Source organism: Caballeronia sordidicola, assembly GCF_000729995.1.
Lineage (GTDB): Bacteria > Pseudomonadota > Gammaproteobacteria > Burkholderiales > Burkholderiaceae > Caballeronia > Caballeronia sordidicola_A.
Map to the genome: position 1 here is coordinate 24,570 of NZ_JNFG01000045.1, position 15,392 is coordinate 39,961.

General features: G+C 61.3%; 14 protein-coding genes. 11 read left to right on the plus strand and 3 right to left on the minus strand.

Going from position 1 to position 15,392, the window contains the following annotated elements; translation table 11 throughout:
- Positions 1 to 251 precede the first annotated feature (251 nt).
- Positions 252 to 1,283, plus strand: coding sequence for a low-specificity L-threonine aldolase (gene ltaE / locus FH08_RS0130655; protein WP_031362020.1), 1,032 nt, complete (start codon positions 252 to 254; stop codon positions 1,281 to 1,283).
- Positions 1,284 to 1,298: 15 nt separating this feature from the next.
- On the opposite strand, the gene FH08_RS0130660 is transcribed toward ltaE, so the two are convergent.
- Positions 1,299 to 2,189 carry a LysR family transcriptional regulator gene (locus tag FH08_RS0130660; protein ID WP_031362021.1) on the minus strand — a complete coding sequence of 297 codons (891 nt, stop codon included), beginning with the start codon at positions 2,187 to 2,189 and terminating at the stop codon, positions 1,299 to 1,301.
- A gap of 116 nt (positions 2,190 to 2,305) precedes the next feature.
- Here FH08_RS0130660 and FH08_RS0130665 point away from each other — a divergent pair, with 116 nt between their 5' ends.
- From FH08_RS0130665 to FH08_RS0130675, 3 genes are all read left to right on the plus strand, one after another.
- On the plus strand, positions 2,306 to 3,310 hold the full coding sequence (locus FH08_RS0130665) for an aldo/keto reductase (RefSeq protein WP_031362022.1): 1,005 nt from the start codon (positions 2,306 to 2,308) through the stop codon (positions 3,308 to 3,310).
- Positions 3,311 to 3,447: 137 nt separating this feature from the next.
- Positions 3,448 to 4,332 (plus strand): oxidoreductase, encoded by an 885-nt coding sequence (locus FH08_RS0130670; RefSeq protein ID WP_035567484.1) that lies wholly within the window; start codon positions 3,448 to 3,450, stop codon positions 4,330 to 4,332.
- 6 nt (positions 4,333 to 4,338) lie between these two features.
- Positions 4,339 to 5,379 (plus strand): AraC family transcriptional regulator, encoded by a 1,041-nt coding sequence (locus tag FH08_RS0130675; RefSeq protein ID WP_051888668.1) that lies wholly within the window; start codon positions 4,339 to 4,341, stop codon positions 5,377 to 5,379.
- Positions 5,380 to 5,474: 95 nt separating this feature from the next.
- Here FH08_RS0130675 and FH08_RS0130680 read toward each other — a convergent pair whose 3' ends face one another.
- Positions 5,475 to 6,221: an alpha/beta fold hydrolase gene (locus FH08_RS0130680; RefSeq protein WP_031362025.1), complete on the minus strand. Its 747-nt coding sequence runs from the start codon at positions 6,219 to 6,221 to the stop codon at positions 5,475 to 5,477.
- A gap of 371 nt (positions 6,222 to 6,592) precedes the next feature.
- Here FH08_RS0130680 and FH08_RS0130685 point away from each other — a divergent pair, with 371 nt between their 5' ends.
- Complete coding sequence (locus tag FH08_RS0130685; RefSeq protein WP_031362026.1) at positions 6,593 to 7,501, plus strand: pyridoxal-phosphate dependent enzyme; 909 nt, start codon at positions 6,593 to 6,595, stop codon at positions 7,499 to 7,501.
- A gap of 57 nt (positions 7,502 to 7,558) precedes the next feature.
- On the opposite strand, the gene FH08_RS0130690 is transcribed toward FH08_RS0130685, so the two are convergent.
- The gene (locus FH08_RS0130690) at positions 7,559 to 8,623 is read right to left on the minus strand and encodes a LacI family DNA-binding transcriptional regulator (RefSeq protein ID WP_031362027.1); all 1,065 of its coding nucleotides are present in this window, start codon (positions 8,621 to 8,623) and stop codon (positions 7,559 to 7,561) included.
- Positions 8,624 to 8,862: 239 nt separating this feature from the next.
- Here FH08_RS0130690 and FH08_RS0130695 point away from each other — a divergent pair, with 239 nt between their 5' ends.
- The 6 genes from FH08_RS0130695 to FH08_RS0130720 all read left to right on the plus strand — a co-directional run bounded on the left by FH08_RS0130695 (position 8,863) and on the right by FH08_RS0130720 (position 15,253).
- On the plus strand, positions 8,863 to 9,855 hold the full coding sequence (locus FH08_RS0130695) for a substrate-binding domain-containing protein (protein ID WP_031362028.1): 993 nt from the start codon (positions 8,863 to 8,865) through the stop codon (positions 9,853 to 9,855).
- Between the two features lie 96 nt (positions 9,856 to 9,951).
- Positions 9,952 to 11,547 (plus strand): sugar ABC transporter ATP-binding protein, encoded by a 1,596-nt coding sequence (locus FH08_RS0130700; protein ID WP_035567486.1) that lies wholly within the window; start codon positions 9,952 to 9,954, stop codon positions 11,545 to 11,547.
- Entirely contained in the window at positions 11,540 to 12,553 is a 1,014-nt protein-coding gene (locus FH08_RS0130705) for an ABC transporter permease (protein ID WP_031362030.1), read from the plus strand. The genes FH08_RS0130700 and FH08_RS0130705 overlap by 8 nt, the downstream gene beginning before the upstream one ends.
- Positions 12,550 to 13,581, plus strand: a complete 1,032-nt coding sequence (locus tag FH08_RS0130710) for an ABC transporter permease (protein ID WP_031362031.1) — start codon at positions 12,550 to 12,552, stop codon at positions 13,579 to 13,581. Before FH08_RS0130705 ends, FH08_RS0130710 begins: the two co-directional genes overlap by 4 nt.
- The gene (locus FH08_RS0130715) at positions 13,578 to 14,453 is read left to right on the plus strand and encodes a sugar phosphate isomerase/epimerase family protein (RefSeq protein WP_031362032.1); all 876 of its coding nucleotides are present in this window, start codon (positions 13,578 to 13,580) and stop codon (positions 14,451 to 14,453) included. Before FH08_RS0130710 ends, FH08_RS0130715 begins: the two co-directional genes overlap by 4 nt.
- Positions 14,454 to 14,632: 179 nt before the next feature.
- A complete protein-coding gene (locus tag FH08_RS0130720; RefSeq protein WP_031362033.1) occupies positions 14,633 to 15,253 on the plus strand; it encodes a nucleoside/nucleotide kinase family protein in 621 nt (206 codons plus the stop codon).
- Positions 15,254 to 15,392 lie beyond the last annotated feature (139 nt).

The following is a 15,392-nucleotide window of genomic DNA, read 5'->3' on the forward strand; positions in this document are numbered from 1 at the left end:
TGCTTAACTGTAGAAATGTGGATTAGATCGCTGATTCCACTGAAAAAACTTGGTTTATTGAGACTTTTAATGAGATGTAAGAAATATCTATATGTTTACAAAGGATTAAATGAGGGATTGAAAGCAATACCCCGTCCACCGTCTCGAAACCCGATGATCTGCCGTCCGTACAAGCTTCATCTCCCAACGCACGCTGCCACGCCTTGCTCCTCCCGATGGCAAAATACCAGCTCCACCCACCAGGAGCCGCAATGAGTACCCCGATCCAGCACGATTTCCGTTCCGATACCGTCACGCGACCCAGCCCGGCCATGCGCGCCGCGATGGCATCGGCGGAAGTCGGTGACGACGTTTTCCGCGACGATCCCACTGTCACACAACTGGAAGCCGTGATGGCCGAACGCTTTGGCAAGGAAGCGGCGGTGTTCCTGACCTCGGGTACGCAATCGAATCTGGTCGCGCTGATGGCGCATTGCGAGCGTGGCGACGAGTACATCGTCGGGCAGCAGGCGCATTGCTATCGCTGGGAAGCGGGCGGCGCGGCCGTTCTGGGCAGCATCCAGCCGCAGCCGCTGAACAATCAGGCGGACGGTTCGCTGCTGCTGGCCGAGATCGAGGACTCGATCAAGCCCGATGATTCGCATTACGCGCGCACCCGGCTGCTGGCGCTGGAGAACACGATCGGCGGGAAGGTTTTGTCGCAGGAGTACATGGAAGCGGCGACGGCGCTGGCGCGTCGGCACGGCCTCGCGACGCATCTGGACGGGGCGCGTATTTTTAACGCCGCGACGGCGCTCAATACCCCCGTCGCCACGCTGACGCGCTCCTTCGATACGGTGTCCGTGTGTTTATCGAAGGGATTGGGTGCGCCGGTGGGTTCAGTGCTGGTCGGTAGCGCGCCGTTAATCGCGAAGGCGCGGCGCACGCGCAAGATGGTTGGCGGCGGTTTGCGGCAAGTCGGCATTCTCGCCGCGGCCGGGCTTTACGCGCTGGAGCACAACGTGACGCGTCTCGCCGACGACCACGCCAACGCGACAACCCTGGCTAAAGGCCTGGCAGCCTACGAGCAGTTGAAGGTCACGATGCCGCACACGAACATCGTGTTCGTGGAAGTGGACGGCGCGATCGCTGCTGACTTCAAGACCCATCTGGCGGCGCGCGGAATTGGTATCACGTCTGCCTATAGCGCGACGAAACAGCGCTGGGTCACGCATCTGGACGTGGACAGCGCGGCGGTGGAAGACGCACTGGCGGCGGTCCGGGCGTTTTTCTCCGAACGGTAATTGCCCCGCGCGCGTTCAATCCTCCCTGATGAAATCGATGAACGCGCGCAACGGCGCAGGCATGTGCGTGCGGCTCTGGTAGTAGAGAAACGGCCCGGAAAAACTCTCCCACCATTCGTGCAGCACGGGCACGAGTGCGCCGCTTTGTAGCGCGGGCCGCAAGAACTCCTCGAACGTATAAATCATCCCCAGGCCCGCTGTCGCGGCGCCGACTTCAAGCTCAATCACCGACGCCACCAGCGGCCCGTTCGGCGTAAATCGCACTTGTTCGCCATCGCGCTCGAAGCGCCACGCCGCCAGCACGCCGCTTGCGAACCGATGCCCAATGCACGCGTGTTCCAGCAAATCGCGCGGATGTTCAGGCCAGCCGTGCGCATCAAAATAAGCTGGCGCGCCCGCTGCCACGAAATGCTGTGTGCGCGGGCCGATGGGCACGGCGATCATGTCGCGTTCCAGCCGTTCGTCGTAGCGGATGCCGGCATCGAAACCTGCTGCCAGCACGTCGATAAACGTATCGTTCGATACCACCTCCAGCGTGATCCCCGGATGCACGGCGAGAAAGCGCGCGACGATCGGCGGCAACACATGCATGGCCACGATAGTCGGCACGTTCAGCCGCAAGGTGCCGGTCGGGCTGTCGCGAAAACTGTTGATCGCATCGAGCGCGCCGGCAATCTCGCCGAGCGCTGGCGCGAGCCGTTCCAGCAGGCGCTGGCCGGCTTCCGTGACCGTAACGCTGCGGGTGGTGCGATTTAGGAGACGCACGCCGAGCCGCGCTTCAAGCCGGCGAATCGCCTCGCTCAAAGCGGAGGCCGAGACCCCGCGCAAACGCGCCGCGGCCCTGAAACTGCGCACTTTGGTGATGGCCACGAAGGCGCTGAGATCGGAGAGATCGGGATCGTTCATTGTGCGTTTTTTCGTACAGCCCGTGCTGTGAAGGCCGGATTGTCGCACGACAAAACGCCTCGCATACTCTCTCCAACGCTCGCAATCACGCGACGCCAGACCTCAAGGGACTTGACATGAACCATCGGCAACTCGGCGCGACCGGACCACGCGTATCAGCATTGGGACTTGGCTGCATGGGCATGTCCGGCATGTACGGACCAGCCGACCGGAGCGAAAGCATTGCCACGATTCACGCCGCGCTCGACGCCGGCATCAACCTGCTAGATACCGGCGATTTCTACGGCAGCGGCCACAACGAAGCGTTGATCGGCGAAGCACTGAAGGGCACGAAACGCGACGCCGCCGTCATCAGCGTGAAATTCGGCGCACTGCGAGATCCGGCCGGCGGCTGGGTCGGTTATGACGCACGGCCGGCGGCTGTAAAGAACTTCCTGACCTATTCGATACAGCGCCTCGGGGTGGATTACATCGATATCTATCGACCCGCGCGGCTTGATCCGAATGTGCCGATTGAAGACACCGTGGGCGCGATTGCGGACATGGTGAAAGCAGGTTATGTGCGTCACGTCGGGCTCTCCGAGGTCGGCGCCGAGACGATCCGGCGCGCGGCTGCAGTACACGCAATCGCCGATCTGCAGATCGAGTACTCGCTGATTTCACGGGGTATTGAAGGCGATATTCTCTCGACGTGCCGCGAACTCGGCATCGGCGTGACGGCTTACGGCGTGTTGTCGCGCGGGCTGATCAGCGGTCATTGGCAGGCGGCGCAAAATCTGGCCGGCAACGATTTTCGCGCCTACAGCCCGCGTTTTCAGGGCGAAAACGCTGAGCGGAACCTGCAGTTGGTCGAAGCGTTGCGGCGGATCGCGGAAGCCAAGGGCGTGTCGGTGGCGCAGATCGCGATTGCATGGGTCGCAGCGCAGGGCGAGGATATCGTGCCGCTGGTTGGCGCGCGGCGGCGGGACCGGTTGACGGAAGCGCTGGGGGCGCTGGATGTCGTGCTGACGCCGGATGATCTCAGCGCGATCGAATATGCCGTGCCGAAGGGCGCCGCAGCCGGTGACCGGTACGCTGCCGCGCAAATGGCCCATCTCGACAGCGAAGTCCGTCAAGGATAACTGTCTAGGTCTTCAAGTTCGAAGCCGTTGGCGCGATCCGATTGCAAGTTGGCGCGATCGGATTAGTGTCGCGGAGAGCGTGCTTCTAGAATCCGGTGAACGCAGCAATTTTCGTTCACTGTTAAAGGAAGCACCTCATGTCTTCAGTCTGGTTTATTACGGGCAGTTCCCGCGGCATCGGCTATGAATTGGCGAAGGCCGTCCTGGCTGCAGGTCATCGCCTGGTTGCGACTGCGCGCCGTCCCGAGGATCTGGCCGCGCTCGTCGCGCAGTACGGCGAGCGCGTGCGCGCTGTCGCACTCGATGTGACCGATCCGGCTTCGGCGCGGGCCGGCGTGCAGCAGGCCGTTGAGGCGTTCGGCCGTCTGGATGTGGTCGTCAACAATGCGGGTTACGGCAACATCGCGTCGATCGAGGAAGGCGACGACGCCGATTTCCGCGCGCAGATGGAAACCAATTTCTACGGCGTCGTCAACGTGACGCGCGCCGCGTTGCCGGTCCTGCGCACGCAGCGCAGCGGCCACATCATCCAGATTTCATCGATAGGCGGACGCGTCGGCTCGCCCGGCCTCGCCGCGTATCAATCGGCGAAATGGGCCGTGGAGGGGTTCTCCGAGGTGTTGTCGAAGGAAGTCGCGCCGCTCGGGATCAAGGTGACGATTGTCGAGCCGGGCGGCTTTCGCACGGATTGGGCCGGGTCGTCGATGACCATCCACACGCCCGGCCCGGACTATGCCGCGAGCATTGCGCCCTTGCTCGAATATCGCGCGTCGCATCGGCCAGTCGGTGATCCCGCGAAAGCCGCGCAAGCGATCCTCGGCATAGCGGGACTGGACGAACCGCCGCTGCGATTGCTGCTCGGCAGCGACGCAGTGCATATTGCGGGACAAGTGCATGAAGCGCGCGGCGCGATGGATGCCAAGTGGCGTCACGTAAGCCTGTCGACCGATGCCGGCGATGCCACCGAATGGCGCGGGCTGGTCGATAAACTCGAGATCGTGAAGCAGCCGGCAAGGGACTAAAAGCGTATGAAAACCGATGGCGTTCCGGTCAGTCCGGCGTTGTTCGCACGGCTCAAGACGCTGGGCGTGGACGTGCCGCGCACGTTCCGGGCCGCTGGCTTGCCTTTACCGGCGACGGCGAACGCCGAGCCGGGCCGGATGCGGCTCACGACGCAGAAATACTTCGCGCTGTGGGAGGCTATCGCGCAGGTGAGCGGGGATCCGGCCATCGGCTTGCGCATTGGTGCTGAAACCTCGCACGGGCAGCTTGACGCCATGTCGCTTGCGGCGCTCCATTCCGCCAATTTCGGCGAGGCGCTGGCGAAGCTCGGGCGTTACAAGCGGTTGAGTTGTCCGGAGGAGGTGGTGGTCACCGTGCAGCGTGACGAAGCGGCTGTGACGTTCCGCTGGTTACTTGCCGACGGTTTTGTCCCCGAGTTGCTGGCGGACGCGATGTTCGCGTCTGCGCTGGCCATGGCGCGGCGTGGATCGGGTACTGCGATCAAACCGCGTCGCGTGGAGCTGACACGGCGGCCGGCCAACCGGACGATGTTCGCGCGCCACTACGGCTGCGAGATCGTGTTCGATGCCCCGAACGATGTGCTCGTATTCGATGCAGCAACGCTCGCGCTGCCTTTCGTGACGCATAACGTCGATTTGCTTGCTGCTGTGCTACCGCAACTCGATGCAGGTCTGGCCGCGCTTGCCCGCGAGCAAACGTTCTCAGATCACGTCGATGCCGTTCTCGCACGGAGCATGCGCGGCCAGCGGCCGAGCGTTGAAGCGCTGGCGCGTGAGTTGGGGATTAGCACACGCACGCTGCAGCGCAAGCTTGCACTCGATGGAACAAGTTATCAGCAGCAGCTCGACCGCGTGCGCAATCGGATAGCGCGCCGCTTGTTGGGTAGCACCGATCTGGCGGCTGGCGAGATCGCGTGGTTCTTAGGCTTTGAAGAGGTCAACTCGTTTTCCCGGGCGTTCAACCAGTGGGAAGGGATGACGCCTCAGCGATGGAGAGGGAACGAGGGGGTTAGTCGCGACCGGTCGTTTGCGGAACCTGTTGTTTGATTCGGAATGCTGATCAGATGATGCTGGTGTTCCCTGAGCCGCCGCTAATATTAAATTCCCCGCGGGACGAAGCTTCATCCCGGTGCGCGGTTACGTCAGCGCTCAATCATGGCGCGAACAATGTCGCAGAATGCCTCTGGCTGCTCAAGCATCATCATGTGGCCGGTATCGGGCTGGATCTCGTAGCTTAGCGACGCACTCTTGACCCAATCCGGTACATCCCACCCCGACGCCGATCTTTCTCCTGCAAGCAAGTGGATCGGCGTTCCATTGTCAACGACCGTGCGAGCGTGCTCAAGGAACTCCGGCGAGCCCGTTTCTTTCACCACCGCGCGAGACATCGCGGCGATGGTTGAACGAGGCTGGTTGCGCAGGATATCGTTGGCCCAGACGATTCGCTGCGGGCTGAGCGTCACACCGCTGTTTTGAAGCCACGCGGCGGGATCGTCGAGCATCCGTTGATGTTCGGCGCACCACGCTTCGTCACTGAGCGCGGCGATTTTCCGGCACCAGAAGGCGTCGCTAAGCGTGAAGTTGCCTTCGACGCTGATGAGCCCGCGCACCATGCTCGGCGCTTTTGCTGCGACCAGCATCGCAACCGCTCCGCCGACACTGTGGCCCAGCAACCAGCATGGTTCTCCGACTTGCTCTTCCACGTACCGGATAACCGATGCTGCCTGATTGTCGAGCGTAATCGCGCCAGCGTCGGTGTCTGCAAGTGAGCCGTATCCGATCAGGTCGGGCGTATGGACGCTTACACCAGGCATCCGTACGTCGGGTGAAAAATAGGCGATAGATCCCATCAAGCCGTGGATCATGACGAGCGGTGTTGCTTTGTCCATCTTCTTCAGTTCCTCAAGCATCTCTAGTGATACGAATTGAGCAGCAGGCACGACAAATACGAGTCAGATTTGTATGTTGATGCAGGCATCTGGGTGGACGAATACTAGCGCGACTCGCAACCTGCCAGCTACGCAATCGGCCCTTTAGCGGGGCGCGGAAAATCAGGCGAAACCATCGCAAACATCGCAAGGCCTGGCCGGATGTCGCGGCGGCAGGCGAACTCACGCGCTCGTGTGGGCCCCAACCGGCCACACTCTACGACGCACAACGATAAAATCTCCAGCCTGCAATAAACTATGACACTTGAAGCCAGCCGCGGCCGACATGGCGGTGGCCTGGTTCCGCAATTCCCGTTTGAAAAGGACCGATCTTGCTTCACATCGAAACCCCGTTGATCCTGCATCCCGGCCTGTCCACGTCCGCACGCCGCATCTGGCTCAAGCTCGAAAATCTCCAGCCCAGCGGCTCATTCAAAATGCGCGGGATGGGCTTGCTATGTTCGCGCGCGAAAGCGGCTGGCAAGCTCCGCGTGGTTTGCCCGTCGGGCGGCAACGCCGGTTTTGCAACCGCATTTGTAGCGCGCTTGCTTGGCATGCAGGCTGACATCGTGGTCCCTTCCACGACCCCCGAAAGCACCCGCAAGCGGATCGCCGCGCTCGGCGCGACGGTGATCGTCCATGGCGATGTCTGGGACGAAGCGAACGAGCATGCGCTGGCGCTCTCAGCATCCGATGAAGTCGAGTACGTGCCGGCGTTCGATCACCCCGTCTTATGGGAAGGCCATAGCACGATGATCGACGAAATTATCACTGTCCTGCCGCAAGTGGATGCCGTCGTGGCCAGCGTGGGCGGGGGCGGTTTGCTCGCGGGTATCCTGACGGGTTTGTTGCGCCATGGCCGCACGGATTGCCGCGTGATCGCGTGCGAGACGACGGGCGCGGCGTCATTTCGCGCGGCGCTCGATGCCGGGCATCCGGTGAAACTGGATCGCATCGACAGCATCGCAAAATCGCTTGCCGCGCTTCAGGTGGCGAGCTGGCCGGTCGACGCCATCAAGCAGTTCCCGCACGAGTCGGTGGTCTTGTCCGATGCCGATGCAATCATGGGCGTGACGCGTTTCGCCGATGACCATCGGCAGCTCGTGGAACCGGCTTGCGGAGTATCGCTTGCTGTCGGGTACCTTGATCATCCGGCGATTGCCGGAGCGCACGACGTGGTGATCGTGGTGTGCGGCGGAGTCAGTGTCGATGCGCGGATGGTGGCGGACTGGGCGAGCTGACTCGTTCATGCAGGGGACGCGTCACGTTGCAAAAACACAAACACGCCAACGCAACTCTCACCGGTCGTATGCGTGTTTGCTCGCCTGATCGTCCTCGTCCATCACGTCTCCGAAGCCGGTCGGTACGACGACCAGCGGATGGGTACCCGCCGCATCATGGTTATCGGCAAGTGCAAAGGCCTCCGAAATAATTTTATCTACGTCCTGCCGCATCATCGTCACCTCAAACGGTAGATGCGCAGCGAACGGGTCCCAGTCGAAGCACCCGACAACCGTCGATTGCAACGCGTCCCGGGACAATTGCGACGTGAACTGCACCAGCCCTTCGAATGCAGTAATCGAATTGATGAACAAACCAGCGGGCAGCCTGCCAAGGCTCTCGTAGCTATGAGCAAGCGCTTGCCGCGCAGCGGAAGCGTTGTATCCGCAGCAATCCACCGCATCGGCTGCCGGGCTGATTCCGCCGGCCTCGAATGCGTCGCGGAAGCCGAGAATGCGCTCTTCCGTTGCGTACTCGCCGGCCACCCCACCGAGGAAGGCTAATTCTTCAGGGGCACCACCCCGCGCCTTCATTTTATCGATCAACACTTCAGTCAGCGCGCGCGCGCCGCCGCGGTTGTCCGAGACGACCGACGGCGCGCCGGAGCCGGGCAAGTCGACATTGATGCACGTCACGCCTGCCGCCGCACACAATGAGTTGAGAGGCGTGGGGTTGCGCACGCCGGCAATGAAGAGCACTTCGACCCGTTGCGACAGCAGTGTCTCCGTGACGCTTGTCTCGACCGCCGGATCCCGCTGCGTACTGACGACGATAGGGCACAGACCCCGGCTTCTCGCCTGTTCTTCGAAGGTCTCCGCAAGCCCTGCAAAAAAACGATTGCGATAGTGCGGAAGAATCATCCCGGCTAGCCCGGAACGCGAGAGCCTCAGCCCTCTGGCACGCATGTTGACGTTGTACCCGAGCTGCTGCGCGCTCTCCAGAATGCGGTTGGCAGTTTCCTCCTTGATGCGATAACGCATCCAACTGCCGTTTAGCACCATGCTCACCGCCGTGACCGACGTGCCGGTCGCCTCGGAAATATCGTAGATCGTGGACTTGCGTCCCTTGCTACTGCGGACCATCTGAGTTTCCCCATTCAATTGCGTTGCATCGTCACCCGGAGGCTGACCTGCTTCGGCCGGAAACCATACTAGGGTATTCGAGAGTTGACCATCATGCTAAATGGATTCAGCATCGGTCCCGTCATTAGCTGAATGGATTTAGCAAACTGCTAAAAATTTAGCGACCCGGCAAATTGTCCACAATCAAACCAACGGACTTCGCCTGAGCGAGCGCTCACGGCGGTCCACGCGGAGGAGACATGTCAAGGTACTTCGTACGCGCCGTGTGCGTAGGCGTCGCTGCATTCGCGTTGGCAACAGGCCTGGCTTTGGCCTCACCCGACAAACCCGTCATTGGGGTCGTTGTAAAAATCGGCGGGATTCCGTGGTTCAACGCCATGGACGCCGGCATCAAGAAGCGAGCGGAGCAACTTGGCGTCAAGGCGTTCATGGTCGGCCCGACTAGCGCGGATCCTGCGCTGCAGGTGCGGGCGATCGAAGATCTGATCGCGCAGCACGTGGATGTGATCGGCGTTGTGCCGAACGACGCCGAGGTGTTGGAGCCGGTGCTGGCGCGGGCCCGCGCTGCGGGCATCAAGGTCATCACGCACGAGTCGCCGAAGCAGAAGAATGCTGATTGGGACTTCGAACTCGCGTCGGTCAAAGGCTTCGGCGAAGCGTACGCAAAGCGCATGGCGACCGCGTTGGGCGGCAAGGGCGAATACGCTGTCTTTGTCGGCTCGCTGACCGTTCCTTTGCATAACGCGTGGGCCGATGCGGCAATCGCTTATCTCAAGGCGAACGATCCCGGCATGACGCTGGTCGGCGATCGTTACGGTGTTGCCGAAGATGTGGACGCGTCGCGCAAGACCGCACTCGACCTGATGCGTGCGCATCCGAACCTCAAGGGCATCCTTGCCTTCGGCAGTCAGGGCCCGATCGGGGCGGCCCGCGCGGTTGCGGAAAAGCATGAACAGGGAAATATCCTCGTGCTCGGTCCGTTTTCGCCGGGGCAGGGCAAGCGTCTCGTGCACGACGGCGTGCTTTCTGGCGGCTATATGTGGAATCCCGAGATTGCCGGCGAAGTGTTCGTGACCCTGGGTGTGATGGTCGCGAAGGGTGAACCGATCAAGGACGGTACGAAGATCGAAGGCCTGGGTGTCGTCCATCCCGACGGCCATAACCTGATCGTCGATCAACTCGTGGATCTCAACGCGAAAACCGTCGACGACCTCGCGAAGATGGGGCTCTGAACGCGATCGTTAGTTTCTCTGGTAGGGCGAAGGGCGGCTGAGGCTGTCCTTCACTTAAGCGGTCAGGCCGGGTATGGGTAGCATCGGAGTGTTTTCATGGTTCCAGCGGCTTCGAAGGACCGCCTCGCGCCCTCGCGAGGCAACGCGAGCGAGATGCCGGCGGCTGTCGACGCCGGCGGCGTTGGCGGCATTGCCGACATTGGCGGCGCACCGCTGCTCAAGCTTGAAAATGTCACCAAGATATTTGGTGGCGTAAAGGCGCTGCAGGCCGTGAAGTTTGACGTCATGCCGGGCGAGGTGGTGTGCCTCGCGGGTGAAAACGGCTGCGGCAAGAGCACCCTGATCAAGGTGATCAGCGGCGTCTATCAGCCAGAAGCCGACGCGGTCATGCTGATGGACGGACAGTCGATCGCTGGTCTGGAGCCGTCAAAGGCCCGGGACCTCGGGATTCAGGTGATATGGCAGGACCTTGCACTGTTTCCCGAGATGACCGTGGCGGAGAACATTGCTTTTGAGCGCAACCTCGGTCCTCGTCCGCGCCTGGTCAACTACCGCCAGATGAAAATCGCCGCTCGTCGCATCCTGGAGCGCTTGGGCGTTGCAATTGATCTCGGCCGCTCCGTGCGCTCGCTGTCGATCGCCCAGCGGCAGATCGTGGCCATCGCCCGCGCACTTGTTGCCGATGCCCGGCTGGTGTTCATGGATGAACCGACTGCATCGCTCAGTCACGCTGAAACCAAAGCATTGCTGACGATCGTGCGCCGCCTCTCGGCTGACGGGATTGCAGTCGTGTTCGTCAGTCACCGGCTTGCCGAAGTGCTCGACGTATGTACGCGCGTGACGGTGTTGCGGGACGGGCAGTACGTCGGCACGTTCCCGACTGCTGGCATGACGCAAACCCGTCTCACGGAACTCATGACCGGCCGCACATTCGACTATGCGGTGCGGACCACGGACTTGTCCGCTGCGCCGATTGTGCTGAATGTCGAAGGCCTGTCACGGCGCAATGAATACGATGAAGCCTCCTTCTGCGTGAAGAAGGGCGAGATTCTTGGCATCACCGGCCGCCTTGGCGCAGGGCGAACGGAACTGGCGCTGTCGTTGTTCGGCATGACGCGGCCGGGTGCCGGGACGGTCAGCCTCGACGGAAAAAAGGTATCGCTGGGTTCGAACCGGGACGCGATCCGGGCTGGCATTGCCTATGTTTCCGAAGATCGACTTCAGCTAGGTTTAGTGCAGCAGCAGTCTATTGGCGACAACACCGTTGCCGCCGTACTGGACGATCTGCTCGATGCCGCCCGTCTGATCGCTCCTCGCAAACGGGATGCCCTGATTCACGATTGGATTCAGCAACTGGCGGTCAAGATCGGCAAGCCCGACGATGCTGTCTCAACGCTTTCCGGGGGCAATCAGCAACGCATCGTGCTCGCGAAATGGCTGGCGACGAACCCGAAACTGCTGATCCTGGATTCGCCCACTGTAGGGGTCGACGTGGGTGCGCGAGCCGGCATCTTTGCCATCATCCACAAGCTCGCCGAGCAGGGCATGGCCATCTTGCTGATCTCCGATGAGATCCCTGAAGTCTATTTCAACGCCGACCGTATTCTGCATATGCGCAATGGGCGCATGGTCGCGGAGTACGTGCCGGGAACCACGACCATCGACCAAATCGAGCGAGACGTCCATGCCTGATCTTCGCAAATGGGGGATTGGTTCGATCGAGGCCCTGCTGATTCTCGTGATCGCTGCCATGGTGATCGGGCTCGGCGCGACCACCTCAACGTTCCTCACGCTGCCCAACCTGTTCGACCTGCTTAACCAAAGCGCGGTCAACATCATTTTTGCAGCTGGACTGCTGGTCGTGCTCATTGCCGGTGGGATCGACATCTCGTTCGCCGTGGGCGCGTCCGTGGTCCAGTACCTGACCGCGCTCACCGTCATGCGGCTCGGTGGCGGCGACTGGGCACTGGGCTTCCTGGTGGCCGCCGGGTTTGGCTGTCTGCTTGGCGCCATTAATGCCACCATCATTTATCACTTTCGCATCGTATCGATCGTCGTGACCATCGCGACCTTCAACGTATTCTTCGGCGGCCTGATGTTCCTGACGGGCGGCGTGTCCATCTACGACCTTCCGGACTGGTGGATGAACCGCGTTTCGCTGGTCTCGTTCAAGACGTCGAGCGGCGTCGCCGAGCTCGCGCTGCCTGTCGCGGTCATGGCAGTCATGGTCGTGGCCACCTGGTTCTTGCTCCGGCGCACGACTATCGGCCGGCAACTCTACGCCATGGGCGACAACCCTGAGGCGGCCCGGCGCGTGGGCATCAACATGGGTGCGATGCATTACGTGGCCTTTGGCTGGCTCGGCATGATGGCTGGTATTGCAGGGCTGATGCAGGCTCACTATGTGCAAGAGGTCGTGCCCAACGCGCTGTACGGCCGCGAACTTGATGTACTTGCGGCCGTGGTGCTCGGCGGTGCCCGCCTTGGCGGCGGGCGCGGCACGATCCTCGGCGCCATCCTTGGCGTCCTGCTGACGGCCATCACCGCGAACGGGTTGAATCTGCTTGGGATTTCGCCGTACGCGTTCAAGATGATCATTGGCGCCATTATTTTGATCGCCATCACCTTGTCGAGCGACGGCCTGGCCAAGCTGTTCGGATCGCGATTCACGCTGCCACGCGCAAAGGTCTCGTCATGAAACCTTCCTTACCGCATCGCTCCGCTTTACCGCTCGTGCAAGCCGATGTTGTCGGCCTGTTAGGGTTCCTTGCCATTGTGATCGTGGCCATGAGCTTCGCCTCGGATCGCTTCTTTACCACCGGCACCTTTGTTTCAGTGGCGTTCCAGTTGCCCGAACTCGGGCTCTTTACGCTGGCCATGCTGATGCCGTTGATTTCCGGCGGCTTTAATCTGGCCGTCACGTTCACCGCGAACATAGCCGGGCTCGCAATGGCCTGGGTGCTGCATTCACAAGGCGGCGCGGATGCCGGCGCCGGCGCAATCGTGCTTGGGATCTGCGCTGCACTTGCTACGGGCGCGGCGGCTGGATGGATCATGGGGGCCATCATCGCGCGTACCGGCGCAAGCCCGATCCTGGTGTCCCTTTCAATGATGATCTTTCTACGCGGGCTTGGAGAATTCATGACCCACGGCGGAGACATTTCGGGCTTTCCGCCGTTCGTGTTGAAACTGGGCAACGGCCTACTGCTCGGCGTTCCCGTCCCGCTCTGGATCTTCGCCGGCTGTGCGGCTATCTGGCATGTCGTCATGACGCGCTCGCGACTCGGTTTCGCCACACGCATGATCGGCTCGAATATAGAGGCAACCCGCTATTCGGGTATCGACACCCGGCGCGCAGTGACGCGGATCTACATGCTCTCCGGCCTGATGTGCGGCGTGGCGGGCGTAGTGATGCTGGCCAGTTTCAACTCGGTGCGCGTCGGGCACGGCGAGGCATTCCTATTGATCGCCGTGCTGGCCTGCTTCCTCGGGCGCGTGGATCCGTTCGGCGGATTTGGGCGCGTCGTTCCAGTTGTAATTGCGCTGGTCATCCTGCAGGTCATCGCCTCCGGCCTGAACTTGCTCGGCGCCAACCAGCATCTCGCCACCGCTTTGTGGGGCGTGTTTTTACTTGCCGTGATGTTCCTGCGTTGGGCATGGGCACGCGGCTATTTTCAAGCTTTGGTCCGCAGACGCGCGACCGCTACCGGAGGAGTGACTCAATGAATAAGCTCGGTGTTCATGCATTGGTATGGGCCGGCGACCTGACGCCGGAGTCGACGCGCAAGGTCATCAGCCAGACCAAGGCAGCCGGTTTTGATCTGGTTGAGCTGTCCCTTCACGGGCCCAAGGTCATGGACCTGGCGCTTACGCGCGACCTCCTGCAGGAGCATGGCCTGGAGATCGGCTGTTCGCGTGGTCTTACATTGGATGCCGACGTATCCAGCGACAATCCTGAGTCAGTTGCACGGGGTCTGGCATTGCTGGAAGAGGGCGTCAGCATCACGGCGGAACTCGGCGGCAAGTACTTCGGCGGCATCCTGTACGGTGCAATGGCGAAGTACCAGGCGCCGCTCACCGCTCAAGGCAGGCGCAACGCGGTTGACTCGCTGAAGCGGATTGCCGATTTTGCGTTGAAGAAAGATGTCACCCTCGGCCTCGAAGTCGTGAATCGCTACGAAAGCAACCTGCTCAACACGGCATCACAAGCGCTCGGCATGCTGGATGAAGTCGATGCGCCCAACGTCGTGGTGCATCTCGATACCTATCACATGAATATTGAGGAATCCGACTTTATGCAGCCGGTTCTGGCATGCGGGAAACGTTTAGGCTATGTCCACATCGGCGAAAGTAATCGGGGCTACCTGGGATCGGGGACTATTGATTTTGCACAGTTCTTTCATGCACTATCCATGATTGGCTATGAGGGCGTGGTCACGTTTGAAAGCTTCTCGTCGACTGTTGTGAACGAGCAGTTGTCGAACGCCCTGGCGATCTGGCGGAACCTGTGGGACGACAGCATGGATCTCGCCACGCATGCGCGGACGTTCATCGCCGGCGGCATCAACGCTGCGGCCAAAGCAAGGGCGCATCATTAGCGAGATGTTTAGCCGAGCGACTCGGCAGAGCGCAGACATGGCCCGCGAGCATGACCGCTGAACGCGCGCGGTTATGATGCGCTACCAGACCGCGTCCCTGCTTCATTTTCGTGGTGGACGTCCCCAGCCACTTGGAGACGGGCGCGGTGCAATTAAGAAAATCACACAGGATTGTGCCGATGATCGAAGACCGTTTTCTTGTGCGACTGGAGCAGCTTGTGTCGGATGGCCAGCGTCGAATTCTTGGGCTGGTGGGTGCGCCGGGTGCAGGCAAATCAACGCTGGCACAGGCCATTCTGGAAGCACTGCCGGGCCGCGCGGTGGTCGTGCCGATGGACGGGTTTCATCTTGCGAACGTCGAACTCGAACGTCTTGGCCGCGCGTCCCGCAAGGGCGCCGAGGATACATTCGACAGCGCCGGTTACGTCGCATTGCTTGCGCGCCTGCGCGCGCAGCGTCACGACGAGATGATCTATGCGCCCATGTTTCGCCGGGAGATCGAGGAGCCCATTGCCGGCGCCATTCCGGTGATGCCTCACATACCCCTTGTCATCACCGAAGGCAACTATCTGCTGTTGCAGCACGGTCAATGGAACGCCGTTCGCCCCTTGCTCGACGAAGCCTGGTATGTCGATGTCGATCCAGCATTGCGCCTGCAGCGGCTCATAGCGCGCCACGTGAAGTTCGGTCGCGATGAAGACGCCGCCCGCGAATGGGTTCAACGCACCGACGAAGTAAACGCGGCGCTGATTGATACGACGCGCGGACGCGCCGATCTCGTCTACCACTGGTCGTCATAGAACGTGTGACGGCGCAGAAAGCCGACATCTCATAGCGCCCGGACGAAGGCGGGACACGGTAAGTCGTGCTCCGACGCCGATCCGTTCGGTGCCTTGCGGACAGCGAACCTACCGCCGCGCGGAGGGGTTCGCATACGCA

Excerpts from the sequence above, each read along its gene's own strand:
- ltaE (WP_031362020.1), top strand. The coding sequence starts at position 252 with ATGAGTACCCCGATCCAGCACGATTTCCGTTCCGATACCGTCACGCGA.
- FH08_RS0130660 (WP_031362021.1), bottom strand. The coding sequence starts at position 2,189 with ATGAACGATCCCGATCTCTCCGATCTCAGCGCCTTCGTGGCCATCACC.
- FH08_RS0130665 (WP_031362022.1), top strand. The coding sequence starts at position 2,306 with ATGAACCATCGGCAACTCGGCGCGACCGGACCACGCGTATCAGCATTG.
- FH08_RS0130670 (WP_035567484.1), top strand. The coding sequence starts at position 3,448 with ATGTCTTCAGTCTGGTTTATTACGGGCAGTTCCCGCGGCATCGGCTAT.
- FH08_RS0130675 (WP_051888668.1), top strand. The coding sequence starts at position 4,339 with ATGAAAACCGATGGCGTTCCGGTCAGTCCGGCGTTGTTCGCACGGCTC.
- FH08_RS0130680 (WP_031362025.1), bottom strand. The coding sequence starts at position 6,221 with ATGGACAAAGCAACACCGCTCGTCATGATCCACGGCTTGATGGGATCT.
- FH08_RS0130690 (WP_031362027.1), bottom strand. The coding sequence starts at position 8,623 with ATGGTCCGCAGTAGCAAGGGACGCAAGTCCACGATCTACGATATTTCC.
- FH08_RS0130695 (WP_031362028.1), top strand. The coding sequence starts at position 8,863 with ATGTCAAGGTACTTCGTACGCGCCGTGTGCGTAGGCGTCGCTGCATTC.
- FH08_RS0130700 (WP_035567486.1), top strand. The coding sequence starts at position 9,952 with ATGGTTCCAGCGGCTTCGAAGGACCGCCTCGCGCCCTCGCGAGGCAAC.
- FH08_RS0130705 (WP_031362030.1), top strand. The coding sequence starts at position 11,540 with ATGCCTGATCTTCGCAAATGGGGGATTGGTTCGATCGAGGCCCTGCTG.
- FH08_RS0130710 (WP_031362031.1), top strand. The coding sequence starts at position 12,550 with ATGAAACCTTCCTTACCGCATCGCTCCGCTTTACCGCTCGTGCAAGCC.
- FH08_RS0130715 (WP_031362032.1), top strand. The coding sequence starts at position 13,578 with ATGAATAAGCTCGGTGTTCATGCATTGGTATGGGCCGGCGACCTGACG.
- FH08_RS0130720 (WP_031362033.1), top strand. The coding sequence starts at position 14,633 with ATGATCGAAGACCGTTTTCTTGTGCGACTGGAGCAGCTTGTGTCGGAT.